Raw genomic sequence first — 22,536 nt, forward strand, 5'->3', positions numbered from 1 at the left:
TGCCGGCCCCGGCTGTCATCGAAGGCCGTCCTGATGGCGGCCATGTCCAGCCGATCCTGCCTGGCGCGATCCGATGCCAAGTCCGGATCACGCTCTACGGACTTGAAGGCGTAATACGTCGAAGGTGCGATCCCCAGACCCCGGCAGATCGGCCCGACGCCAAAGACGCCACGTTGGCCTTCGAGAAATGCGTTCACTTGCGAAACGGGCGGTCGATCTCCGCCGCCGCGAAATACGCGTTGGCCCTCTTCAGGATCTCATTGGCTTGGCGCAGCTGACGAACCTCCTGCTCCAGCTCCTTGAGCCGATCCTTCTCGGCAGTCGTCAGGCCAACTCGCTGGCCGGCATCGCGCTCGGCCTGCTGACACCAGACACGAAGGCTGTCGGGCGAACAGCCAAGCTTGGGCGCGATTGCACGGTATGCCGCGCTGTCACTGGCATAATCAGCGCGGTTCTCCCGAAACAGCGGAACGCCACGCTGGCGTAGCTCAGCCGGACAGGCGGGGGTGAATCGTCTTGTCGTCATAGGGCTCATCCTTTGAGTGCTTCACTCTCCAGTAAACCCGGGGCGGTTCAGTTCTGCCCATCGTTCAATCTCCATTGCGGCGCCCAAATTACACCCGGCCGCAAGATAAATGGGCTCTGACGAGAATTGAATAATCATCCGAAAGGCCACCTTGCAAGCAGCCAAAACGTGAAATTTTCCCTTCTAGAATCGCCTAAGTTGTGTGATGTTGCTTTACTACCAAGGAGGAGTGCATGTGAAAGGTGCAAGAGGGGGCAGGGTCCCTTCGATTTTGTCCAACCAACGCATAAAATAGGGACAATTGCCATGAAGATCTCGAAGGGTTTTATTGCCACCGCCTTTGCCGTCGTAACAGGTTTCGCGGGAACCACTGCGATGGCCGACTCGTGCTTCTGGATGTCAACGGATTCCGGCAATCCCTGGGTTCCCGCTCCTCAGGGAGATGTCGACAAGGACAAGTGCTTCGCGCTGGATAGCTGCGATGGTGGAAAAGGAGAATCCGGCGGCGGATGCTACAAGTGGGCCGCCAGCGCCGATGCCCCGCGCGAGCCCTGGTATTCCTGCTTCTGGCTCGACAACCAGACCAATGAATGGGTTCCCGCCCCGCAGGGCATGGTCAGCGAGGGCCAATGCCAGGCTCTCGACAGCTGCCAGACCGGTGGCGGCGGCCAGTCGGGCGGCGGATGCTACAAGTGGACCGTCAGCGCAACCGACCCACAGAATCAGTGGGATTGAGGAATTCTCGGATGGGGGCCGCCCCCGTCCGAGCTTTGAGATCCCGCGAAAGCTAAACGGGTCGTTGCCGTGGCAGTCGTCGCGATTCCCATTGAGGCGCCGATCGGGATGCAACAAGCGGAAGGGGCATATCTGATGCGAATCCTGCGCATCGTCGTTCTTGCTGCCATCACCCTGCCGATTGGGTCGCTTGCCTCCGCTGACCGGGTGAACCTCACCTATGTCGAAGACGCTCCCGTTCCCATCGGCAGCCTGACACAATCCGATTTCGACGATATGACGGCCTCGGATTTCTCCCACTTCGTCTTCGCCTTCATAAACTTTTGCACCCCGAAATCGGGCGGCGGCTTCACCTGCCCCGGGACCGACCCGGTGGTGGTCTGGAACATTGCCGCAACCGAAGATCCTGACGGCACGGCGAAGGCGATGATGCAAGGTCTGAGCGAGGCCGGGAAGTCGATCTACATCTCGATTGGCGGTGCGGAGAATGACGAGACCTGGTCATATTTTGCCGGTGCGACGCATGCCGAGCAAGCCGCCGCAATGAGCGCCCTTTCCACCTTCATGACCGACTATTTCGTCTCTGGTATCGACCTCGACTTCGAGACCGCGAGCCATGAAGGCTATCGCAATTTTGCCTCATCCATTTCAGAGAATCTGTCGCCCGTTCCGCCTGTCTCGATTGCCCCCTTCAATTGCCCCGGCAGTCCCTACAGCCAGTTGGTCTGGCAGTATTGCAATCTGGTGGGATCGAGCCAGATCACGCCGACCCTGATCAACCGTCAGTATTATGCGGGCGGTGCACAGTGCCAAGGCTGGACTGGACCGTCATCGCAGATGCCGAGTCAGGTCGCCGATGCCATTGGCCGCGATCTGGGCACGTTCGCTTGCAAAGACGCGGAGGCCATCACGGTCGCCGAAGCCCAGTTGAACCCTGGAATTGCCACGCTCGGTACGGTTGGCGGGAATCCCAGCCAAGCCAATTGCGAGGCGTCGAACACAGGTAATACGATGTATTCGGGGTGCGCCGACATCGTATCGACTTATGTCGCAGCCTTTGAGGACATAGCGGGCGCCGCATTCTGGCAGTGGACGTCACTGAAAGACCAGACCTCCTATGCCCAGGAGATCAACACGGCCCTGGCGCCAGATTAGGTGTTACATCCCGCGAGATTGTAGATGCGCTCCCCGAACAGCTCGAGTCTGTGACATTGCCAGTCCCTGAGGGTTGCGACGGGGGGTTGCCCCTTCAGGGCTGATTGCGGGAGCTGGGTGTTGCAGAGGTGGACGTAGCGCAGGAGGGTCTGCTCGAGGTCGTCGCCACTCTGGAAGAGATGGCTCTGCGGGACATCCTCGTTCCTGCCGTTGAACCGCTCGACTATGCCGTTCGTCTGCGGCCGCATCGGCGGTGCGAGACGATGCTCGATGCCGAGGTCCGCGCAGAGGAGGTCAACTCGTGTTATCCGGCTGCAGCGCGTTTGCGCAGGCCGAAGAGGTGGTCGGTGAAGGCCTTGCCGTTATCGGTCAGCACGCGGGCGATCTTCATCGGGGCCGCGCGCTCCAGATCGCGAAGGAAACGGCGGGCGCTTGCCGCGGCCTGTGCGGGATAGACGCGCGACGGCGACCCGCCGCGTCGCTCGCTCAACGGCAACGAAGAGATCGCGGCGGCGGTCCTCGTCGGCCATCTGGGGCAGATACGTGATGTCGATGTGCAGGTAGCCGGGCTCGTAGGCCATGAAGCTGCCATGCGCGGGCCCGGAGTCCTTCGGCTTCAGCGCCCGAGACCGGTATGTACCTGAAACCCTTATGCTTTGCGAGGTCTCGTGCCGCATCGAACCGCGCTTCCGCGTCGGAGGTATCCCTTGCCAGCCTGGCCTCCCAGGCGCCAATCTGCATGTCCCAGATGCGGCTGGCCTTTTGTTTCGCTTCGGCGAGGCTGTCCGTGCCGAGGGATATGGAGATCTCCCGGCGGCCCTCGACGTCGCCGTTGCGGAACCTCTTGGCGACCTCCTCCCGAAGGTAGTCGGTTTTGCTCTTGCCGCGCTGGACGATTGCCGTACCGGGTCTGCCTTGATCTGCGCCTGCAGGCATTTCCTTGCAGATCGGATCATGGTGGGCGAGCTCGAAACACGGGCAAAAACACGGGCAGAAAATGGGAAAGTCCGCGCCGCCTCGTGCATGGCGTCGGCCCAATCCTTTAATTTCAAGGGGTCGGACCTAATGTGGCGAGTTGATTTTCGGATTTAATGGAGCGGGTGAAGGGAATCGAACCCTCGTCTGGAGCTTGGGAAGCTCTCGCTCTGCCATTGAGCTACACCCGCGACGCCCGCGTTGTTACCGTTTCGGAGCCGCGGCTTCAAGCTCAAACCTCTTTCCGAAGCGCCGTGCGGTCGCCAAAAACGGGCAGAGCGCCCGGGCGGTGCGGTGGGACCAAAGCCGGACCCGGGCCGCTTGGCCGAAATCTGCCGAGCGCCGCGCGCCACCCCGTTGACGGAGGGCAGGTCGCGCCCCTAGATCCGCCAGAGGCGGACCGCGCGCCGGGGCGAACTTCCGGACAGCGCGGACCCGCGGAACACCCCGCCCGAGACCGGACGCCGCCGCAAGGCACCGGGGGTACGGCCCTTTTTGGATTTGTGGACGATGGCTGCGAGAGGATTCTCCTCTGGCGACCTGATCGTGGACCGACGGTTCGACTTCGCCGAGGGGCTGGCCCTTGGCGGCGATCTTACGGCAGCGATCGAGGTGCTGGGCGATGCACTGGACCAGGTGCCGGGATGGGCGGCGGGCTGGTACAGGCTGGGCGAGTGGCATGCCGCTGCGGGCGATCCCGACCGGGCGGCCGCGGCCTGGGACCGGGCACTGGCGGCCGATCCGCAGGATCTTCTGGGGGCAGGACTCAAGCGCGATCTGATGCGGGCCGCGCCGGTCGCCGAGGCGATGCCCGCGGCCTTTGTCGAAGCGCTGTTCGACGACTATGCGCCGCGGTTCGATCTGTCGCTGGTCGAGCGGCTGGACTATCGCGCGCCCGAGTTGCTGCGGCAGGCGCTGGCCGGGCGGCGCTTTGGCCGGGCGATGGATCTGGGCTGCGGCACCGGGCTGGCGGGCGAGGCGTTCCGCGACCGCTGCGACCGGCTCGAGGGGGTCGACCTCTCGGCGGGGATGCTGGCCCAGGCCGAAGCCAAGGGGATCTACGACCGGCTGGAAAAGCATGACCTCGCCGCGCTCGAGATCGGGGCCGCGCGCTATGACCTGATCCTCGCCGCCGATGTCTTCGTCTATCTCGGCGCGCTCGAACGCATCCTGGGCTGGTGCGCGGGATCGCTGGCGCCGGGCGGCGTGCTGGCCTTCACCGTCGAGGCGGCGGCCGCCGGCGAGGCCCCGCTGACGCTGCGCGAAAGCCGCCGCTTTGCCCATGCGCCCGCCTATTTGCACGCGGTTCTGGCGGCGGCCGGGTTCCGGTCGGTGCGACTGGGGCGGGCGGTGCTGCGGACCGATCGCGGGGCCGGGATCGAGGGCTTCGTCGTCACCGCCAGCGATCTGGCGCAGGCCGCCGACCGTCAGGGCGACGGCGAGGGCATGGCGCTGGCCTGAGGCCGCGCCTCAAACCCCACCTGAAACCGCGGCAGATACCGCGACTGTGCGTCAACGCGCAGAGGGGTGTTCCCGCCGCGGCCTCTTGCCCGGTGCCGGGGGATGCCTAGGTCCGACTGGCACCTTTCGCATGTCAAAGGACGTTTCCCATGACCGAGCCCAAGCTCTTCACCCCCGTTGCCGCGGGCGACATCGCGCTGGCAAACCGCGTCGTGATGGCGCCACTGACCCGCAACCGCGCCGAACACGACACGCTGGCCCCGACCGATCTGCATGTCACTTATTACACCCAGCGTGCGGGCGCCGGGCTGATCGTCACCGAAGGCGCGCAGATCTCGCCCGAAGGGCAGGGCTATCTCGACACGCCCGGCATCTATTCCGACCTTCAGGTCGAGCGCTGGCGCAAGGTGACCGATGCGGTCCATGCGGTTGGCGGGCGCATCGTGATCCAGCTCTGGCATGTCGGGCGAGTGTCGCATGTGTCGCTGCTTCCGGGCGCTCAGGCCCCGGTCGCGCCCTCGGCCATCGCGGCCGAGGAGGTCAAGACCTTTACCGCCGAGGGCTTTGCTCCGGTTTCGGCCCCGCGCGCGCTGGAGACGGCCGAGATTGCCCGCGTCCTTGGCGACTATCGCAAGGCCGCGGCCAATGCGATGGCGGCGGGGTTCGACGGGGTCGAGATCCATGGCGCCAACGGCTATCTGATCGACCAGTTCCTGCGCGACGGCACCAACCATCGGACCGATGCCTATGGCGGCTCGATCGAAAACCGCTGCCGGTTCCTGTTCGAGGTGGTCGAGACTGTCGCGGGCGAGATCGGCGCGGGCCGCACAGGGTTGCGGCTCAGCCCCTTCTCGAACGCGAACGGCATTGCCGACAGCGACCCGTTCGCGGTGTTCTCGCAGGCGATTTCCGGGTTGAACCGCTTTGGCCTTGCCTTCCTGCACATGGTCGAGGGTCAGACCGGGGGGCCGCGCGACTGGCCCGAGGGGCGCGGCATTCCGGAATTGCGGGCGCTGTTCGAGGGGCCCTATATCGCCAATAACGGCTATGACCGGGCCTCGGCGCTGGCGGCGGTCGAAAGCGGGGCGGCCGACATGGTGGCGTTCGGGCGGCCCTTCATCTCGAACCCCGATCTGGTCGAGCGTTTGCGGCGCGATGCCGTTCTGGCAGAGCCCGACCGGAGCACGATGTATGGCGGCGGCGCCCATGGCCTGACCGACTATCCCACGCTCGACCAGGCCGAAACCGCCTGAGGGGGCCCGGTCGGGCCTGCCGGGGCGCCCCGCAAGAGGCGCCCCGCGTCGGTTCGGAAAGGGCCGCTCAGGCCGCGGCGCGGCGGCGGCGCAGCATCGCGAGCCCGCCCAGGCCCGCCAGCATCAGCGGCAGGGTCGCCGGCACCGGCACTTCCGAGGCCTCGTAGCGGTCCAGCACCTCGACGCCCCGCAGGCTGTAATCGGTGAAGAACCCGTCCATCCCGGCCTCGATCCAGGGCAGGAACATGTCCCAGGCGGCCTCGTCCGAGGTCGGACGGAACGTCCAGCCGTGGACGGTCAGGCCCAGCGCATGCGCGGCGGCGATGAAGGCGGCATCGAGATCGTAGCCGAGATACAGCCCCAGCCCGTCGGCGAACCCGGCGAGATCCTCGAGCGCGGTGACCCCGCCGGTGGTGGCGTCATAGACCCCGAAGCCGTCGCCCAGATCGATCGCATAGCCCAGCGCGGCGATGGCGTTGTCCATGCCCATCTCGACCTGCAGGTCGGCCAGCTGACGGGCGCCCTCATGGCTGAAGGTCTGGATGAAGGTGTTCTGCACCGAGCCGTCGAAGCCGTTGGCCTTCATCTCTTGCAGGATCTTTTCGTTCATCGCGAGGCTGTTGGGGGTCTTGGCCTCGGGATAGATCCCGATCTGCTTGCCGGTCGTGGCGTTGTAGGCGCTGACCAGGTCCATGACCTCCTGGAAGGTCGGCACCTTGTAGGGGTCGGCCATCGAGGGGGTGAAGCCGTCATAGCTGGTCGAGGCGGTGGCGCCGGTGGGCTCGACGGTCAGCGACTTGATCTCGGCCAGGGTGAAGTCCGACACCCGGTAGCCGCCGTTGCGGGGCGCGAACAGCGCCTCGATGTTGGTGGTCCGGTTCAGGGTCGAGTCGTGCATCGCGACCAGCTCGCCATCGGCGGTCGTCTGCAGGTCGGGCTCGATCACGTCGGCGCCCATCTGCAGCGCCAGTTCGTAGCCGCCCAGCGTGTGTTCGGGCAGATAGCCGCTGGCGCCGCGGTGGGCGATGATCAGCGGGGCCTCGCCGTCGAGCGTGTTGTAAAGGGTCGCGGCGTGGGCGGGCGCCATCGAGATCAGGCCCAGGGCAAGCGCCCCAAGAGTGCGTTTCATGAGAAGAATCCTGTCAGTCCCGTGGTGGAATTGTGGCCGAAAAAAGGCCACGCGACGGTCGATAGGCAGGACGTGAGACGGTTCGATGACGTCTTCGCGACAGGCGCGTGAATGCCGGTGGCAAAGCCCGCCAGACGTCTGGAAAAGCCGGTGCGGCCTGTCGGCTGCCGGGCGGCGGTGACAAAGGAAGAGGCAAGCTCCGGATTTTCCAAGTGAATCGCAGTCGCAACCTGGCAGCGATCAGGCCGATGGCCGCTCTTGTGATGGCTGCGATCGGAACAATCCGGCGGTTGGGGCGCCCCCGTTCAGGGGGCGCGTCACGCGTCCGAGGGCGTCGCCGTGGTGGGAAGAACCATGCCGTCGAGGCCGGCGCAGGCGGTCGGGTCTCCGCCGCAGCAATCGTCCAGCAGGAAGCGCACGATGTCGTTCACCGCGGCGAGGTTCGCGGCATAAAGGATCTCGCGGTGGCGGCGTTCGGCGTTCAGCAGCCCGGCGCGCTTGAGGCTGGCCAGATGGCTGGAGAGCGTCGAGGGCGGGGCGCCCAGGCGACGGGCAATCTCCAGCGCGGGCAGGCCTCGGGGACCCTGCCTGACCAGCAGGCGGAAGACCGACAGGCGGGTATCATGGGCAAGGGCGGCGAAGGCGTCCTTGGCGGTTATCTGATCCATATTTCGATCCTACGCGAAATGACGATGCTTGACCAGACCCGGCTGCACCGTTACGAAACGAGAATTCGAGAATCCACGAAATGAGGCTGACATGACCGCCGCGTCCTCCTCTGCCGAGCCCGGACACCTTGGCCGGTTCGAACGCTATCTGACGCTTTGGGTCGCTGCCGCCATCTGCGTCGGGCTGGTGCTGGGTCTGGTCGCGCCGGGGCTGGTTCAGGGCATCGCCGCAGCCGAGGTCGCCTCGATCAACCTTGTCGTCGCGGTGCTGATCTGGGCCATGGTCTATCCGATGATGGTGGGGGTCGATCTGGGCGCGGTGCGGGACGTGGCGCGGGCGCCACGGGGCTTGTTGATCACCCTGACGATCAACTGGCTGGTGAAGCCCTTTACCATGGCGGCGCTGGCTGTGCTGTTCTTCGAGCATGTCTTTGCCCCCTGGATCGCCCCCGCCGACGCGGCGCAATACACCGCCGGGCTGATTCTTCTGGGGGCCGCGCCCTGCACGGCGATGGTCTTCGTCTGGTCGCAGCTGACCCGGGGCGACGCCACCTACACGCTGGTGCAGGTTTCGGTGAACGACCTGATCATGGTGGTGGCCTTCGCCCCCATCGTGGCGGTCCTGATGGGCGTGTCCGAGATCGCCGTGCCCTGGGAAACGCTGCTGCTGGCCACGCTGCTTTACGTGGTGATTCCGCTGGCCGCGGGGCTTCTGACCCGGCGCCTGCTGGGCAGCCCGGCCGCCATCGCGGGCTTTTCCGCCCGCATCAAGCCGCTGTCGACGGTCGGGTTGATCGCGACCGTGGCGATCCTCTTCGGGATGCAGAGCGACCGTATCCTGACCCAGCCGGGCGCCATCGTCCTGGTCGCAGTGCCGATCCTGATCCAGAGCTACGGGATCTTCGCGCTGGCCTACGGGGCGGCCTGGGCGCTGAAGGTGCCGCACCGGATCGCCGCGCCCTGCGCGATGATCGGCACCTCGAACTTCTTCGAGCTGGCGGTGGCGGTGGCGATCAGCCTCTTCGGGCTGAATTCGGGGGCGGCGATGGCGACGGTCGTCGGCGTGCTGGTCGAGGTTCCGGTGATGCTGTCGCTGGTGGCCTTCGCCAACCGGACCCGCACGCGCTTTGCCGGAGACCCGGCATGATCGTCATCCATCACAACCCCGACTGCGGCACCTCGCGTAACGTGCTCGAGATCATTCGCCGGTCGGGGACCGAGCCGGTCGTGATCGACTATCTCACCGAGGGCTGGACCCGGCCGCAGCTGCTGGCGCTGTTCGCGGCGGCCGGTTTGACGCCGCGCACCGCGCTGCGCCGGACGAAATCGCCCGCGGCCGAGCTTGGGCTTCTGGACGAGGACGTGCCCGACGACGCCCTGCTGGACGCGATGATCGCGCATCCGGTTCTGGTCAACCGGCCGATCGTGGCAAGCCCGAAGGGTGTGCGGCTCTGCCGCCCGTCCGAGACGGTGCTGGATCTGCTCGACCGGCTGCCGCCCGGGCCGCTTCACAAGGAGGACGGGCAGATGATCCTGACCGCCTCGGGCGCGCGCGTGGTGCCACCCGGCGACCCGGCTTGACCCCTCGGCGGCGCGGGTTTGACAGACTCGCCCGGCTTTGCGATACCTCGTCCCACGTCAGGGGAGTCCCGCCCAGGGGACTGAGAGGCTGACAGGGGGAAACCCCGGCGACGCGACCCTTCGAACCTGACCCAGTTGAGACTGGCGTAGGAAGACCGAGGGGCATGCCGCAATTCCCGCCCCCCGGGCCGCAAGGCCCCCGGACCGTCAAGGTCGTTCGGGCCAACGGCCCCGCTTTCTGCCTCATCATCCGTCTGGGTCTCGTCAGGTCAACTGAGGAGACGAAGATGAACAAACCCGACACCGTTCCGCAGATCACGCTGGGGCCGCTGTCCGCCTCGGAAAAGGTTTACCTGTCCGGGACGCTGCATCCGATCCGGGTGCCGCTGCGCCGGATCGCGACCGCCGAGGGGGCGGTGACGGTCTATGACAGCTCGGGCCCCTATACCGACCCCGGGGCGCGGATCGACATCGCCGCAGGGCTTGCGCCGGTGCGGATCCCCTTCGCGCGCGACCGCGGCGAGGCCGAGACCTATCCGGCCCGAGACGTGACCGCCGCCGACAATGGCTTTGCCGAAGGCGCGCGGCTGGTTCCGGCCTTTCCGCGGCGGCCCGAGCCGCTTCGGGCGACGGCTGGGCGGGCGATCACCCAGCTGGCCTATGCAAGGGCCGGGATCATCACCCCCGAGATGGAATTCGCCGCGATCCGGGAAAACGAGGGCCGCACCGCTGCCCATACCCGCGACGGCGAGCCCTTCGGCGCCGAGATCCCCGATCTGGCGACGCCCGACTTCGTCCGCGCCGAGATCGCTGCGGGCCGGGCGATCATCCCGGCCAATATCAACCATCCCGAACTTGAACCCATGGTGATCGGCCGCGCCTTCAAGGTGAAGGTCAATGCCAATATCGGCAATTCGGCCATCACCTCCTCGATGGAGGAAGAGGTCGAGAAGATGGTCTGGGCGATCCGCTGGGGCGCCGATACGGTGATGGACCTCTCGACGGGGCGCAACATTCACAACATCCGCGACTGGATCTTGCGCAACGCGCCTGTGCCCATCGGCACCGTGCCGCTGTATCAGGCGCTGGAAAAGGTCGGCGGCGTGGCCGAGGATCTGAGCTGGGAGATCTACCGCGACACCCTGATCGAGCAGGCCGAGCAGGGGGTCGATTACTTCACCATCCATGCGGGGCTGAGACGCGAGATGATCGGGCTGACCGCGCGCCGCGTGACCGGCATCGTCAGCCGGGGCGGGTCGATCATGGCCAAGTGGTGCCTGCATCACGGCCGCGAGTCCTTCCTCTACGAGCGGTTCGAGGAGATCTGCGACATCTGCCGCGCCTATGACGTCTCGTTCAGCCTGGGCGACGGGCTCAGGCCCGGGTCCATCGCCGATGCCAATGACGCCGCGCAATTCGCCGAGCTGCGGACCCTGGGCGAGCTGGCGCAGGTCGCCTGGGCGAAGGACTGTCAGGTGATGATCGAGGGGCCGGGCCATGTGCCCATGCACAAGATCAAGGCCAACATGGACGAGCAGCTGAAGCATTGCCACGAGGCGCCGTTCTACACGCTCGGGCCGCTCACGACCGACATCGCGCCGGGCTATGACCATATCACCTCGGCCATCGGGGCGGCGATGATCGGTTGGTTCGGCACCGCGATGCTGTGCTATGTCACGCCCAAGGAGCATCTGGGCCTGCCCGACCGCGACGACGTCAAGACCGGGGTCGTGACCTACAAGCTGGCTGCCCATGCTGCCGATCTGGCCAAGGGGCATCCGGGCGCGCAGGCCCGCGACGATGCGCTCAGCCGGGCGCGCTTTGCCTTCCGCTGGGAGGATCAGTTCAATCTGGGGCTCGACCCGGACACGGCGCGCGCCTTCCATGACGAGACGATGCCCAAGGCCGCCCATAAGGAGGCGCAGTTCTGTTCGATGTGCGGGCCGAAGTTCTGTTCGATGAAGATCAGCCAGGACATCCGCGAGGCGGCCGAGGCCGAGGCCGGGACCTGTCCGAACGGGCTGACCCCCGCCGCCGAATAGCGCGGGCGGATCGATCGAAGGCGGGGGCCGGGTCATGCCGGCCCCCGCCTGCTGAGCCTCGGGGTCTAGCTCTGGCTGCGGTATTCGCCCTGCCGTTCCAGCATCCAGCCGGGATATTCGGCCGGAAGGCGGGTCACCGCATCAAGGCGGGTCAACTCGTCGGCAGTCAGCTCGACCCTGGTCGCGCCGATATTGTCGGTCAGCTGGTCCGCGCGCTTGGCGCCGATGATGACCGAGGTCACCACCTCCTGATGCAGAAGCCAGGCCAGCGCGATCTGCGCCACGCTGCACCCGCGCACCTCGGCCATGCCGCGCATCGCCTCGATGGCGTCATAGGCGCGGTCCTTGTCGATGGGCGGGAAGTCGAAGCTGGCCCGCCGCCCGTCGGCGGCCTTGCCGTCGCGGTCGTACTTGCCCGACAGGAACCCGCCCGCCAGCGGGCTCCAGACCATCAGCCCGATGCCGGTTTCCTTCAGCATCGGCACGATCTCGCGTTCCAGATCGCGCCCGGCCAGGGTGTAATAGGCCTGCAGCGACAGGATCGGGGCCAGCCGCCGCGCCTCGGCGATGCCGACCGCGCGGACGATCTGCCAGGCGGCCCAGTTCGACAGGCCCAGATAGCGCACATGACCCTGCCGCACGAGCGTATCGAGCGCCTCCAGCGTCTCGACGATGGGGGTTGCCGGGTCGAAGCCGTGGATCTGGTAGAGGTCGATATGATCAAGCTGCAGCCGCGCGAGGCTGGCCTTGCACTGCTCCATGATGTGATAGCGCGAGGCGCCGCGCGCGTTCACGCCCGCGCCCATCGGGCCCAGCACCTTGGTCGCGATCACCACATCCTCGCGCGGCACCGCAAGGTTCTTGAGGGCCTGTCCCAGCAGCCGTTCGCTTTCGCCGCCCGCATAGACATTGGCGGTGTCGATGAAGTTGATCCCGGCCTCGAGCGCGTTGCCTACGAGCCCGTCCACCTCGGTCTGGCCCAGCTGGCCGATCTTGCCCCACATGCCCTCGGAGCCGCCGAAGGTCATGGTGCCGAGGCAAAGCTCCGACACGAAAAGCCCGCTCGGGCCAAGACGACGATAGCGCATGTTGCTTTCCTTTCCTGACTGACGGCCGGAGCACCGCGTCGGCGTCCGCTCCGGCCTCTGCCCCGAAATGGGCCCGGGCCGGGCCCCTCGCCACGCCGATCCTCTCGCAGTCTTGCACGATTCTCTCATCCCGCCGCCGATTGACTTTGGAGAGCGCCGCCGGACCGGCTAGGGTATGGGCATGACCGACCGACTTTCCGGCCTCAGGGCCAAGCTCGTTTCGTTGTGGGAGGCGCATGGGCGCGAACCCCCGGTTCAGGGGCTGAGGCTGTCCTGTGCCGACAGGCCCTCGGGCGTCTTCCACGGGGTTTACAGACCCTCGCTTTGCGCGGTGCTGCAGGGAGCCAAGATCAGCCGACTGGGCGACCGGGCGTTCCGCTACGATGCGGGCAAATGCCTGATCGCCTCGCTTGACGTGCCGATCCGGGCGGAAATCGTCGACGCGGCATCCGAGACCCCCTATCTGGCGCTGGCGCTGGAGATCGACCCGGCCGTGGTGGCCGAGCTGATGCTGGGCCAGCGCCCGGCCGGCGATCCGCCGATGGGGGCTGCCATCGAGGTGCATGATCTGGGCGAGGCCTTGATCGATCCGCTCGACCGGCTGTTATCGGTCGCGGACCGGCCGCAGGATATTCCGGTGCTTGCGCCGATGATCCGGCGCGAGATCGTCTGGCAGTTGCTGAACGGGCCGCAGGGCGCGCGGCTGCGGCAGATCGGGATGGCCGACAGCCGCCTGGCCCGGATCGGCCGCGCCATCGGCTGGATCCGCGAGAACTACGCCGAAACGCTGAGGGTCGGGCATCTGGCGGCGCTGGCCGGGATGAGCCCGGCCACCTTCCACCGCCATTTCAAGGACGCGACGGCGATGACGCCGGTGCAGTTCCAGAAAAGCCTGCGGCTGCAAGAGGCGCGGCGGCTTCTGCTGACCCGGTCCGGCGACGTTGCGGGGATCGGCTATCGCATCGGCTACGACAGCCCGTCGCAATTCAGCCGCGAATACCGCCGCCATTTCGGCGAGCCGCCCGGACGCGACGCGGTCGAACTGCGCCGGGGCCTGGCCGAAACCGGCGGCTGAGCGGGTCCGGGTCGGCCTTCTGACGCCCGGGCGAAAAACGCAGCGCGGGCGGCCCTGGCTGTGCTAGGCTCGGCCTGCTGTTGCGGAAAGTGCGGCGGGGGCTTTCAGAAGGAAAGAGTATTTTAATGCTGCAGGAATTTCGCGATTTCATCGCCAAGGGCAATGTCATGGACATGGCCGTGGGCATCATCGTCGGCGCGGCCTTCACCGCCATCGTGACCTCGCTGGTCAACGATCTCATCAATCCGATCATCGGGCTTTTCGTCGGCGGCATCGACTTTTCGGGTCTCGCCGTCCGCATCGGCGAGGGCGAGAATGCCGGGGTCTTCGCCTATGGCAATTTCCTCACCGCGCTGATCAATTTCCTGATCATCGCCTGGGTGGTGTTCCTGCTGGTCAAGGGCGTGAACCGGGTCAAGTACGCCGCCAGCCGCAAGGAGCAGCCGGTGCCCGGTGCGCCCGCGGGCCCGACCCAGGAAGAGCTTCTGACCGAGATCCGGGACCTTCTGAAGGCGCGCTGAGCGCGGCCTTCCCGCTCAGGCCTTCACCGCCAGGTGCGGCGAAAGAACGTCGATGCCCTGCGCCATGCCGACCGCGCAACAGGTCAGATGGCCCGCATGCACGTTGAGCCCGGCCAGCAGATGCGGGTCGTCGGCACAGGCCTGGCGCCAGCCCTTGTCGGCCAGCGCCAGCAGGAAGGGCATCGTGGCATTGCCAAGCGCCAGTGTCGCGCTGCGCGGCACCGCGCCCGGCATGTTGGCCACGCAATAATGCTGGATGCCGTCGACCGAAAAGACCGGGTCCTCATGGGTGGTCGGGTGCGAGGTCTCGAAGCAACCGCCCTGGTCGATGGCCACATCGACCAGCACCGCGCCGGGCTTCATCCGCGCCAGATCGGCGCGCCGCACCAGTTTGGGGGCGGTCGCCCCGGGGATCAGCACCGCACCCACGACCATGTCGGCCCGGCCGATCAGCTCGGCCAGCGCGCCCTCGGATGAATACCGGGTCGAGAACGCCGCGCCGAATGTCTCGTCAAGCTGCCGCAGCCGGGGCAGCGAGCGGTCCAGCACGGTGACATGGGCACCCATCCCGGCCGCGATCCGCGCGGCATGGGTGCCGACCACCCCGCCGCCGATCACCAGAACCTCGGCTGGGCCGACGCCGGGCACGCCGCCCATCAGCACACCGCGCCCGCCATTGGCCTTCTGCAGCGCCCAGGCCCCCATCTGCGGCGCCAGCCGTCCCGCGACCTCGGACATGGGCGCCAGCAGCGGCAGCCCGCCGCGGTCGTCGGTCACGGTCTCGTAGGCGATGGCGGTCACGCCGCTGTCGATCAGCTCGCGGGTCTGGTTCGGGTCGGGCGCGAGGTGCAGGTAAGTGAACAGCACTTGTCCCTCGCGCAGGCGCCGCCGTTCCTCGGCCAGCGGCTCCTTGACCTTCACCACCAGTTCGGCTTCGGCAAAGATCTCTTCGGCCGAGGCGGCGATCCTTGCCCCCGCCGCGATGTAGTCGGCGTCGTCAAAGCCCGCTCCCAGCCCGGCGCCGGTCTCGATCCGCACGGCATGGCCATGGGCAACGGCCTCGCGGGTGGCATTGGGCGTCAGGCCGACGCGGAATTCCTGGGGCTTGATCTCTCTGGGGCATCCGATCTGCATTGGGGTCTCCTTCTCCTGGTGGCAGAATGCCGCAGATCGGGCCGAAGAGGGTTGATTTTCTCGGGGGATGCTCTGGGCCTTCACCGAAGATCCATGCATGATGCCGCCGGACTGTCGAAGGATCATGCGGGAAATGACGCTGGACGAGACCGATCTTCGCCTTTTGCGGGTGTTGCAGAAACAGGGCCGCATCTCGAACGCGGATCTGAGCGAACGGGTGAACCTGTCGGCCTCGGCCTGCCACCGGCGGGTGCAGCGGCTGGAAGAGGCGGGGTTCATCCGGGACTATGTCGCGCTTCTCGATGCCCGCAAGATGGGCCGCCAGACCACGGTCTTTGTCGAGATCACGCTGTCGGGCCAGGCCGATGAAACGCTTGCCGCCTTCGAGAAGGCGGTGGCGCGGGTGCCGGACGTTCTGGAATGCCACCTGATGGCGGGCAGCGCCGACTATCTGCTGAAGGTGGTGGCCGAGGACAGCGAGGATTTCGCCCGCATCCACCGGCAATACCTGACCCGGCTGCCGGGGGTGGCGCGGATGCAATCCTCCTTTGCGCTCAGGACGGTGTTCAAGACCACCGCGCTGCCGCTATAGGGCAGGGGCAGCAACGGAGGTGGCAGGATGACCCAGGAAACGGACAAGCGCGCGGCGATCGTGGCGGCCTGCCGCAGCATGAATGCGGTCGGTCTGAACCAGGGCTCGTCGGGCAATATCAGCGTCCGGCACGGGGCGGGGATCCTGATCACGCCAAGCTCGATTGCCTATGACGTGTTGACGCCCGAGGACATCGTCTTCATGGAAATGGACGGCACCGCCCATGGCGCGCGCAAGCCCTCGTCGGAATGGCGCTTCCATCTCGACATCCTGCAGGCCCGGCCCGATCTGAATGCCGTTGTCCATGCCCACGCGCCCTATTGCACGATGCTGGCGATCCTGCACAAGCCGATCCCGGCGGTGCATTACATGGTGGCCGCGGCCGGCGGCGGCGACATCCGCTGCGCCCCCTACGAGACCTTCGGGACCCAGGCGCTGTCCGACCGGGTGCTGGAGGCGCTGGAGGGTCGCAAGGCCTGCCTGATGGCGCATCACGGCATGATCGCGGCCGAAGTCAGCCTCGACAAGGCGATGTGGCTGGCCGTCGAGGTCGAGGCGCTGGCACGGCAGTATCACGGGGCCCTGACCATCGGCGAACCGCCGCTCTTGACCGAAGCCCAGCTGGCCGAGGCCGTGGCGCAGTTTACCCAAGGCTACGGACAGGCCGAGCGCGGCTGAGGCTGAGGCTGAGGGCATCCTCCGGCTCTTCCACGACGCCAGTCTTAGCGGGAGGGTTCAGGCGGCGCGGCCGACCTGATTCCCGCGCTGATCAGGCCCAAGATTGAACTCGGCGACGATTCGCGCCAGAGCCTGGGCGCTGGCCGCCAGGTCGTTCGAGGCATCGCGGGTGCTGTCGACGACATGGCCGTTTCGTTCGGTCAGGGCGCGCAGGCTGGTCATGGATTCGTTGACTTCCTGCAGCTCCCGGGTCTGTCCGTCGGCCTGGGCACTGACCTGAGCCAGCGTCTCGTAGACGCGGGTCACCTGCGAGACGATCTCTTCGAGCGACTGGCCTGCCTCGCCGACCAGACGCACCCCGCCCGAGACCTCTTCGACGCTTTCGCCGATCAGTTTCTTGATCTGCATCGCCGACTCGGCGGATCTGCGAGCCAGTTCGCGGACCTCGGTGGCAACCACGGCAAAGCCCTTGCCGCTTTCGCCGGCGCGGGCGGCCTCGACCCCGGCATTCAGGGCAAGCAGGTTAGTCTGGAAGGCGATGTCCTCGATCATCGCGGTGATCTGCGCGATCTTGCTGGACGATTCGGAGATCCGTTCCATTGCGAGAACGGCATCGCGGACGATCTCGCCCGAGAGGTCGGCGCGCTGCTTGGCGTCGCCCGCCAGCGAGCGGGCGTCGTGGATCGAGCCATTGGTGTCCTTCAGTCCGCTGGCCAGGCGGTCGACGGAGGCGGCGGTGCCCTGGATCGTGCTGCTCTGGCTGCTGGTCTGCTGTGCCAGGTCGCCGGCGGTCCGCAGCATGTCCTCGGACCGTCTCTCGAGATCGCTGACCGTCGAGGCGATGGTCGACAGAACCTCGCGCAGTCGGACCACCGTCGCATTGAAATCGGTCCGGATCGTGTCGTAGTCGCCGTGTAGCGGGTCTTCGAAATGGCGCGACAGGTCGGAGCGGGACAGCGCCTTGAGCCCCTCCGTGACCAGATCCACAACTTGCTGATGCCGCTCGTTCAGGGTGGCCTCGTCTTCTTCCTTCTGGCGCATCGCGGCCCGTGTCAGCTGTTTGAAGCGGTAGATGGCATTGGCCATCTGGCCGATTTCGCCCTTCTTCTCAATGAAGGGTACCCAGGCCTCGAAATTGCCTTCCATGAACTGATGCATGATCCCGGTCAGCTTGCGCAGCCTGCGCGTGATGCCGTCGGCGATGGCAACGGCGATCAGGATGCCCAGCAACACGCCGACTCCGGTTGCAATCGACCCGACCACCATGGCCCGTTCGGCCTGTGCGCGGTTGCCTTCGGCCAGCAGGCCGATTTCCTGGCCCAGATCGGATTCGACGGCCCGGAGGCGGTCGATCCAGGCGGTGGAGGCGGCGAACCATTGCGGGGCGGTCAGATCGCCCCGCGCGCCGCCATAGGGCAGGGCTGCAATCGTTTCGCGCATCGGGGCAATCGTCTGGGCGGGTTTGCTGGCCTCGATCGTCGAGACGAAATCCGGCCGCCCGAGCACCGTCTGCGCCCGCGCCAGCAAAGCGCTTTGACGGGCCCCGAGCGCCATGAAGCGGCGGTACACCTCGTTGGGAAAGGTCTCCGACCCAAGCCCGGTCGCGCCCATCGCGCGTTCCAGCCCGGCGCTTTCCTTGGCAAGGGCCACCAGTTCCTGCGCCTCCATCAGGACCGCCGTGGCACTGGCCACCTTGCCGGTGCGGATCCGGGTGGCCGCCGTCAGGAGCGAATCGATGATGCCGGTATAATAGCCTGCCAGTTGGGGCACCGTGAGGTCCAGCGCGTCGATCTTGCCGCGCTGGGTCTGAAGCGCCTGCAAGGCCTGCAGAGCGCTTTCGGTCGCTTCCGGCGCCATCGTCCTGACCACTGACAGCTTGTCCCGGAAGACTGACAGGGCGGTGTCGGTCTCGGTCCGCTGGATGCGGAGTTCCGCGGGGAAATTCCGCCCCTTGGAGGCGGTAAACCCGGCAGACAACCCCCGTTCCTTCTGCAGTTCCTGCACGAGATCGCCGATCCGGTCGGTTTCTTCGGCCACCGATGCCATGTCGTCCTCGAACCGGGCGTTCGAGCTGAGCCCTTGCAGGTCATTCCCGGCCAGCAGGAGAATCAGCAGCACGAGCGGCACCAGAGCGAAGAGAAGGATGAATCTCAGGGACATGCGGCAAATTCCATGCAGGTCGGTGAAACCCCGAGGCTAAGCATCTTTCCCTAAGGTAACCCTAACCCCGACGGCCCGCCATCCGCGCCCCGGTCCGGCCTTTTCGGAGGTCCCCTCCGCGGTTCGATGCGGGACGGTCCGGTGGGGCGGCACCGGCGCCGATCGCCGCGCTGGACGATGCCTGGCACCGGCGCGGGCCCCGGGGGGGCGGGGCCGGGTGCGCTAACGCGGTATCCGCGGAATTCAAGTGTTGCAAATCCGGACGGCCGCGGCTGTCATGCCTGACCATACGGCAATTCCGGCGCGTGCCGCTGGCCCAGGGCGGCCGAAGGGGAGGAACGACGCGTGATATCGCTGACGAACAACCTTGTGGCCCTTGGCCGGAAGGCACGCGACAAGGCCGATGCCATCGCTCAGGCCGTGGATCTTCTGGCCGCCGCCGGAAAGATCGACCCGCGCTATGGCGACAGCATGCTGGGGCGCGAGAAGGTCGCCAACACTTTCCTGGGCAACGGCATCGCGATTCCGCATGGCTTGCCCAAGGATCGCGAGCTGATCCGCGAGACGGCGATTGCCGTGGTTCAGCTGCCCGAGGGCGTCGACTGGGGGCCCGGAGACCGCGCCCGGCTGGTGGTCGCCATCGCCGCCAAATCCGACGAGCATCTGCAGATCCTGACCAACCTGATGGATGTGCTGGGCGACCCGGCCGAGGCCGACCGGCTGGCCACGACCGGTGAGACCGGGGACATCGTCGCGCGTCTGACCGGCGCTGCCGCCGTCCCCGCCGCCCCGCCCGCCGACGCGGGGGAGGCCTTCGGCGACGGGTTCGAGGCCACCATCGCCGGGGCGCATGGGTTGCATGCGCGGCCGGCGACCGCGCTTGTGGACATCGCCAAGGGTTTCAAGGCGGAAATCCGCGTCGCGCACGGCGACAAGACTGGCAACGCGAAAAGTCTGATTTCGCTTTTGGGACTGGGTGTTGCCGGGGGCGGGCGCATCCGCGCCACTGCCCGGGGGCCGGATGCCGACCGGGCGCTGGCCGCGCTGAAGGCGGCCATCGAGGCGGGGCTCGATGACGAGGAAGAGGCAGGACAGGCCGCGTCCGGAACGGCTCGTGCGCCGGAGGTGTCTTATGACGGCCACATGATCGCAGGCATCGCGTCCTCGCCCGGTTTTGCCATCGCGCCGGTCTTTCGCTTCGCTCGCGAAGAGGTGGTGTTCGAGGCCAATGCGGCCGATCCGGCGGCCGAGCGCCGGCGGCTTGACGCGGTCGTCAAGACCGCCGGGCGCCAGCTTGAGGATCTTTACGAAGAGGTCTGGAAGAAATCCGGCCCGGCCAAGGCGGGGATCTTCCGGGCGCATCAGGAATTTCTGGAGGACCCCGAGATCGTCGCAGCCGCTCAGGCGCTGATCGAGGCGGGTCGAAGCGCGCCCTTTGCCTGGAAATCCGCCTATCTCGACCGGGCCGACATGCTGGCCGCGATGCGCGATCCGGTTCTTGCGGGCCGGGCGGTCGATCTGCGCGACGCGGGCCATCGGGTGCTGCGTCTTCTGGGTGAGGTCAAGTCTGACGCCGCCGCGCACCCGACCGAACCCTGCATTCTGGTCGCCGACGACCTGACGCCGTCGGACACGGCCGGGCTTGACCCCGCGCTGGTGCAGGGCATCTGCACCGCGAGCGGCGGGCCGACCTCGCACAGCTCGATCATCGCGCGCTCGCTCGACATTCCGGCGGTCACCGGCGCCGGGGCCAGCGTGCTGGACATCGCCTCGGGCACGCCCGCCCTGCTGGACGGCGCGCATGGACTGCTGGTCACCGGGCCGAGCGAGGCCGATACCGGCCGCATCCGGACGGCACTGGCGGACCTGGGCAAGCAGCGCGAGATCGAGAAGCGCGACTGCTACAGGCCCGCGCTGACCACCGACGGCGTGCGGATCGAGGTCGTCGCCAATATCAGCGACACCGGCGAGGCGCGGGCGGCGGTCGATGCGGGCGGCGAGGGCGTGGGCCTTTTGCGTACCGAGTTCCTGTTCCTGAACCGTCCCGATGCCCCCAGCGAGGAGGAGCAGGTCGAGATTTATGCCGCGATGATAGAGGCGCTGAACGGGCTGCCGATCATCGTGCGCACGCTGGATGTGGGCGGCGACAAGGCGATCCCTTATCTGCGGATGCCCGCCGAAGAGAACCCGTTTCTGGGCGAGCGCGGCATTCGCTTCTGCCTCAGCCACGAAGAGATCTTCCGCACCCAGCTGCGCGCGATCTACCGCGCGTCGGCGCGGGGGCCGGTGCGGATCATGTTCCCGATGGTGGCCATGACCGGAGAGCTTGACCGGGCGCTGGCCATCGCCACGGAGGTGCGCCGCGAGATCGGCGCCAAGGAGGTCGAGACCGGCATCATGATCGAGGTACCCTCGGCGGTGATGATGGCGCGGGAACTGGCGCAGCGGGTGGATTTCTTCTCGATCGGGACCAACGATCTGACCCAGTACGTGCTGGCGATGGACCGGATGCATCCGGTTCTGGCCCGCCATGCCGACGGGCTGCAGCCGGCGGTGCTGCGGATGATCGACCTGACGGTCAAGGCCGCCCGGGCCGAGGAGATCTGGGTCGGCGCCTGCGGCGGGATCGCGGGCGACCCGCTGGGGGCGACGATTCTCAGCGGGCTCGGGGTTGTGGAGCTCAGCGTCTCGATCCCGTCCATCGCCGCGGTCAAGGCGCAGCTGCGCCGCCAGTCGATGGCCGAGAACCGCAAGCTGGCCGAGCGCGCGCTGGCCTGTCCGGACGCTGGCGCCGTGCGCGCGCTGGGCCGGGGGGGCGCATGACGCGGATCGCGGCCGTCTCGCTCAATTCCGCGGTCGATCAGACGGTGCGCGTGCCGCGCTTTGCCGTCGATGCGGTGAACCGGGTCGAGGCCTCGCGTGTCGATGCCGGCGGCAAGGGGATCAACGTCGCCTCGTTCCTGGCGCATCTGGGGCATGAGGTGACGGTCACGGGCTTTCTCGGGCGCGAGAATGCCGCGCTTTTCGAGCGGCACTTCGCGCAGACCGGGATCGGGGATGCCTGCCTGCGGCTCGACGGGGCGACCCGGACCAATGTCAAGATCGTCGATCCGGTCCTCGATCAGGTGACCGACCTCAACTTCCCCGGCATATCGGCCGGCCCCGAGGCGCTGGAGGGCGTCGGACGCGCGCTGGGCGCGCTGCTGGAGGCGGGGCTCGACTGGGTCGCGCTGTGCGGCAGCCTGCCCGAGGGGCTTCCGCCCGAAACCTATGCCGGGCTGATCCGGCAGGCGCGGGAAAAGGGCGCGCGGGTCGCACTCGATACCAGCGGCGCGCCGCTTGCGGCCGCCCTGTCCGCCGGGCCCGACATCATCAAGCCCAACATCGCCGAGCTTGGCGCGCTTCTGGGCCGTCCGCTGGCCGGGCGCGACGAGGCGGTCGCCGCCGCGCGCGAGATTGTGGCGGGCGGGGTCGGTCTTGTCGCGGTCTCGATGGGGGCCGAGGGCGCGGTGCTGGTCACCCGCGACGCATCCCTTTGCGCGGTCCCGCCCGGGATCGAGGTTGCCAGCACGGTGGGCGCGGGCGATGCGATGGTGGCGGGGCTGATCCATGCCGCGACGCGCGGGCTGGACCTGGCCGAAACCGCGCGTCTGGCCACGGCGGTGTCGCTGGGCGCGCTGGGCGAGATCGGCCCGCACCTGCCCCCCATCGACCGGATCGAAGACCTTATGGCGGCGGTCGGCATCGGCGCGGCCTGAAGCAA

The 22,536-nt window shown here is 67.2% G+C and carries 21 protein-coding genes, 1 tRNA gene, 1 pseudogene and 1 other annotated feature; of the genes and pseudogenes, 13 read left to right on the top strand and 10 right to left on the bottom strand.

Annotated features, from left to right (window positions below):
* Positions 1 to 197 (bottom strand): annotated as a pseudogene (locus C8N38_RS21740) (IS3 family transposase); the annotation flags it as partial.
* Positions 123 to 239: a sequence feature (AL1L pseudoknot), on the bottom strand. (Overlaps the previous pseudogene by 75 nt.)
* On the bottom strand, positions 194 to 526 hold the full coding sequence (locus tag C8N38_RS16975; RefSeq protein ID WP_158272375.1) for a transposase: 333 nt from the start codon (positions 524 to 526) through the stop codon (positions 194 to 196). (Overlaps the previous feature by 46 nt.) The pseudogene C8N38_RS21740 and the gene C8N38_RS16975, both read right to left, overlap by 4 nt.
* A 306-nt stretch (positions 527 to 832) precedes the next feature.
* Here C8N38_RS16975 and C8N38_RS16980 point away from each other — a divergent pair, with 306 nt between their 5' ends.
* Both C8N38_RS16980 and C8N38_RS16985 read left to right on the top strand, forming a co-directional pair.
* Positions 833 to 1,261 carry a hypothetical protein gene (locus C8N38_RS16980; RefSeq protein ID WP_108028340.1) on the top strand — a complete coding sequence of 143 codons (429 nt, stop codon included), beginning with the start codon at positions 833 to 835 and terminating at the stop codon, positions 1,259 to 1,261.
* A 69-nt stretch (positions 1,262 to 1,330) separates the two neighbouring features.
* Entirely contained in the window at positions 1,331 to 2,416 is a 1,086-nt protein-coding gene (locus tag C8N38_RS16985; RefSeq protein ID WP_108028341.1) for a glycosyl hydrolase family 18 protein, read from the top strand.
* Here the strand turns inward: C8N38_RS16985 and C8N38_RS22025 are convergent.
* The 3 genes from C8N38_RS22025 to C8N38_RS16995 form a co-directional block, all read right to left on the bottom strand.
* Positions 2,413 to 2,724 carry an integrase core domain-containing protein gene (locus C8N38_RS22025; protein WP_342750314.1) on the bottom strand — a complete coding sequence of 104 codons (312 nt, stop codon included), beginning with the start codon at positions 2,722 to 2,724 and terminating at the stop codon, positions 2,413 to 2,415. The two genes, C8N38_RS16985 and C8N38_RS22025, sit on opposite strands and share 4 nt — an antisense overlap.
* Entirely contained in the window at positions 2,721 to 2,912 is a 192-nt protein-coding gene (locus tag C8N38_RS22030) for a hypothetical protein (protein ID WP_245895782.1), read from the bottom strand. The genes C8N38_RS22025 and C8N38_RS22030 overlap by 4 nt, the downstream gene beginning before the upstream one ends.
* 596 nt (positions 2,913 to 3,508) lie before the next feature.
* A tRNA-Gly gene (locus C8N38_RS16995) sits at positions 3,509 to 3,582 on the bottom strand.
* Between the two features lie 319 nt (positions 3,583 to 3,901).
* Here C8N38_RS16995 and C8N38_RS17000 point away from each other — a divergent pair.
* Both C8N38_RS17000 and C8N38_RS17005 read left to right on the top strand, forming a co-directional pair.
* Entirely contained in the window at positions 3,902 to 4,852 is a 951-nt protein-coding gene (locus C8N38_RS17000) for a class I SAM-dependent DNA methyltransferase (protein WP_108028342.1), read from the top strand.
* 149 nt (positions 4,853 to 5,001) lie between these two features.
* On the top strand, positions 5,002 to 6,105 hold the full coding sequence (locus tag C8N38_RS17005) for an alkene reductase (RefSeq protein WP_108028343.1): 1,104 nt from the start codon (positions 5,002 to 5,004) through the stop codon (positions 6,103 to 6,105).
* A 67-nt stretch (positions 6,106 to 6,172) separates the two neighbouring features.
* Here C8N38_RS17005 and C8N38_RS17010 read toward each other — a convergent pair whose 3' ends face one another.
* Both C8N38_RS17010 and C8N38_RS17015 read right to left on the bottom strand, forming a co-directional pair.
* On the bottom strand, positions 6,173 to 7,234 hold the full coding sequence (locus tag C8N38_RS17010) for a glycerophosphodiester phosphodiesterase family protein (RefSeq protein ID WP_108028415.1): 1,062 nt from the start codon (positions 7,232 to 7,234) through the stop codon (positions 6,173 to 6,175).
* Between the two features lie 317 nt (positions 7,235 to 7,551).
* Positions 7,552 to 7,902 (bottom strand): ArsR/SmtB family transcription factor, encoded by a 351-nt coding sequence (locus C8N38_RS17015; RefSeq protein WP_108028344.1) that lies wholly within the window; start codon positions 7,900 to 7,902, stop codon positions 7,552 to 7,554.
* Positions 7,903 to 7,993: 91 nt separating this feature from the next.
* Here C8N38_RS17015 and arsB point away from each other — a divergent pair, with 91 nt between their 5' ends.
* The 3 genes from arsB to thiC all read left to right on the top strand — a co-directional run bounded on the left by arsB (position 7,994) and on the right by thiC (position 11,525).
* Positions 7,994 to 9,049, top strand: a complete 1,056-nt coding sequence (arsB, locus tag C8N38_RS17020) for an ACR3 family arsenite efflux transporter (protein WP_108028345.1) — start codon at positions 7,994 to 7,996, stop codon at positions 9,047 to 9,049.
* Positions 9,046 to 9,483, top strand: a complete 438-nt coding sequence (gene arsC / locus C8N38_RS17025) for an arsenate reductase (glutaredoxin) (RefSeq protein ID WP_108028346.1) — start codon at positions 9,046 to 9,048, stop codon at positions 9,481 to 9,483. Before arsB ends, arsC begins: the two co-directional genes overlap by 4 nt.
* A 287-nt stretch (positions 9,484 to 9,770) precedes the next feature.
* Complete coding sequence (gene thiC, locus C8N38_RS17030) at positions 9,771 to 11,525, top strand: phosphomethylpyrimidine synthase ThiC (protein ID WP_108028347.1); 1,755 nt, start codon at positions 9,771 to 9,773, stop codon at positions 11,523 to 11,525.
* A 65-nt stretch (positions 11,526 to 11,590) separates the two neighbouring features.
* Here the strand turns inward: thiC and C8N38_RS17035 are convergent, their stop codons facing one another.
* Positions 11,591 to 12,613, bottom strand: coding sequence for an aldo/keto reductase (locus tag C8N38_RS17035; protein WP_108028348.1), 1,023 nt, complete (start codon positions 12,611 to 12,613; stop codon positions 11,591 to 11,593).
* A gap of 181 nt (positions 12,614 to 12,794) precedes the next feature.
* Here C8N38_RS17035 and C8N38_RS17040 point away from each other — a divergent pair, with 181 nt between their 5' ends.
* Together C8N38_RS17040 and mscL are read left to right on the top strand one after the other, a co-directional pair.
* Complete coding sequence (locus C8N38_RS17040; protein WP_108028416.1) at positions 12,795 to 13,688, top strand: AraC family transcriptional regulator; 894 nt, start codon at positions 12,795 to 12,797, stop codon at positions 13,686 to 13,688.
* Positions 13,689 to 13,807: 119 nt separating this feature from the next.
* The gene (mscL, locus tag C8N38_RS17045; RefSeq protein ID WP_215731175.1) at positions 13,808 to 14,209 is read left to right on the top strand and encodes a large conductance mechanosensitive channel protein MscL; all 402 of its coding nucleotides are present in this window, start codon (positions 13,808 to 13,810) and stop codon (positions 14,207 to 14,209) included.
* A gap of 15 nt (positions 14,210 to 14,224) precedes the next feature.
* Here the strand turns inward: mscL and ald are convergent, their stop codons facing one another.
* Positions 14,225 to 15,343 (bottom strand): alanine dehydrogenase, encoded by a 1,119-nt coding sequence (gene ald / locus C8N38_RS17050; RefSeq protein ID WP_108028350.1) that lies wholly within the window; start codon positions 15,341 to 15,343, stop codon positions 14,225 to 14,227.
* Positions 15,344 to 15,476: 133 nt separating this feature from the next.
* On the opposite strand from ald, the gene C8N38_RS17055 reads away from it, so the two are divergent.
* Both C8N38_RS17055 and C8N38_RS17060 read left to right on the top strand, forming a co-directional pair.
* Positions 15,477 to 15,935: an Lrp/AsnC family transcriptional regulator gene (locus C8N38_RS17055; RefSeq protein WP_075786875.1), complete on the top strand. Its 459-nt coding sequence runs from the start codon at positions 15,477 to 15,479 to the stop codon at positions 15,933 to 15,935.
* 27 nt (positions 15,936 to 15,962) lie between these two features.
* Entirely contained in the window at positions 15,963 to 16,613 is a 651-nt protein-coding gene (locus tag C8N38_RS17060) for a class II aldolase/adducin family protein (RefSeq protein WP_108028351.1), read from the top strand.
* Positions 16,614 to 16,670: 57 nt separating this feature from the next.
* Here C8N38_RS17060 and C8N38_RS17065 read toward each other — a convergent pair whose 3' ends face one another.
* On the bottom strand, positions 16,671 to 18,773 hold the full coding sequence (locus C8N38_RS17065; RefSeq protein WP_108028352.1) for a methyl-accepting chemotaxis protein: 2,103 nt from the start codon (positions 18,771 to 18,773) through the stop codon (positions 16,671 to 16,673).
* A 345-nt stretch (positions 18,774 to 19,118) separates the two neighbouring features.
* Between C8N38_RS17065 and ptsP the strand changes: the two genes are divergently transcribed.
* Together ptsP and pfkB are read left to right on the top strand one after the other, a co-directional pair.
* Complete coding sequence (ptsP, locus tag C8N38_RS17070) at positions 19,119 to 21,596, top strand: phosphoenolpyruvate--protein phosphotransferase (RefSeq protein WP_108028353.1); 2,478 nt, start codon at positions 19,119 to 19,121, stop codon at positions 21,594 to 21,596.
* Complete coding sequence (gene pfkB / locus C8N38_RS17075; RefSeq protein ID WP_108028354.1) at positions 21,593 to 22,531, top strand: 1-phosphofructokinase; 939 nt, start codon at positions 21,593 to 21,595, stop codon at positions 22,529 to 22,531. Before ptsP ends, pfkB begins: the two co-directional genes overlap by 4 nt.
* The last annotated feature ends 5 nt before the right edge of the window (positions 22,532 to 22,536 follow it).

This window comes from Rhodovulum kholense (assembly GCF_003053725.1).
Taxonomy (GTDB): Bacteria; Pseudomonadota; Alphaproteobacteria; order Rhodobacterales; family Rhodobacteraceae; genus Rhodovulum; species Rhodovulum kholense.

Excerpts from the sequence above, each read along its gene's own strand:
- C8N38_RS17055 (WP_075786875.1), top strand. The coding sequence starts at position 15,477 with ATGACGCTGGACGAGACCGATCTTCGCCTTTTGCGGGTGTTGCAGAAA.
- ald (WP_108028350.1), bottom strand. The coding sequence starts at position 15,343 with ATGCAGATCGGATGCCCCAGAGAGATCAAGCCCCAGGAATTCCGCGTC.
- C8N38_RS17065 (WP_108028352.1), bottom strand. The coding sequence starts at position 18,773 with ATGTCCCTGAGATTCATCCTTCTCTTCGCTCTGGTGCCGCTCGTGCTG.
- C8N38_RS17060 (WP_108028351.1), top strand. The coding sequence starts at position 15,963 with ATGACCCAGGAAACGGACAAGCGCGCGGCGATCGTGGCGGCCTGCCGC.
- C8N38_RS17040 (WP_108028416.1), top strand. The coding sequence starts at position 12,795 with ATGACCGACCGACTTTCCGGCCTCAGGGCCAAGCTCGTTTCGTTGTGG.
- arsB (WP_108028345.1), top strand. The coding sequence starts at position 7,994 with ATGACCGCCGCGTCCTCCTCTGCCGAGCCCGGACACCTTGGCCGGTTC.
- C8N38_RS17005 (WP_108028343.1), top strand. The coding sequence starts at position 5,002 with ATGACCGAGCCCAAGCTCTTCACCCCCGTTGCCGCGGGCGACATCGCG.
- pfkB (WP_108028354.1), top strand. The coding sequence starts at position 21,593 with ATGACGCGGATCGCGGCCGTCTCGCTCAATTCCGCGGTCGATCAGACG.
- C8N38_RS16975 (WP_158272375.1), bottom strand. The coding sequence starts at position 526 with ATGACGACAAGACGATTCACCCCCGCCTGTCCGGCTGAGCTACGCCAG.
- C8N38_RS17035 (WP_108028348.1), bottom strand. The coding sequence starts at position 12,613 with ATGCGCTATCGTCGTCTTGGCCCGAGCGGGCTTTTCGTGTCGGAGCTT.
- arsC (WP_108028346.1), top strand. The coding sequence starts at position 9,046 with ATGATCGTCATCCATCACAACCCCGACTGCGGCACCTCGCGTAACGTG.
- thiC (WP_108028347.1), top strand. The coding sequence starts at position 9,771 with ATGAACAAACCCGACACCGTTCCGCAGATCACGCTGGGGCCGCTGTCC.
- C8N38_RS16980 (WP_108028340.1), top strand. The coding sequence starts at position 833 with ATGAAGATCTCGAAGGGTTTTATTGCCACCGCCTTTGCCGTCGTAACA.
- C8N38_RS17015 (WP_108028344.1), bottom strand. The coding sequence starts at position 7,902 with ATGGATCAGATAACCGCCAAGGACGCCTTCGCCGCCCTTGCCCATGAT.
- C8N38_RS17000 (WP_108028342.1), top strand. The coding sequence starts at position 3,902 with ATGGCTGCGAGAGGATTCTCCTCTGGCGACCTGATCGTGGACCGACGG.
- C8N38_RS17010 (WP_108028415.1), bottom strand. The coding sequence starts at position 7,234 with ATGAAACGCACTCTTGGGGCGCTTGCCCTGGGCCTGATCTCGATGGCG.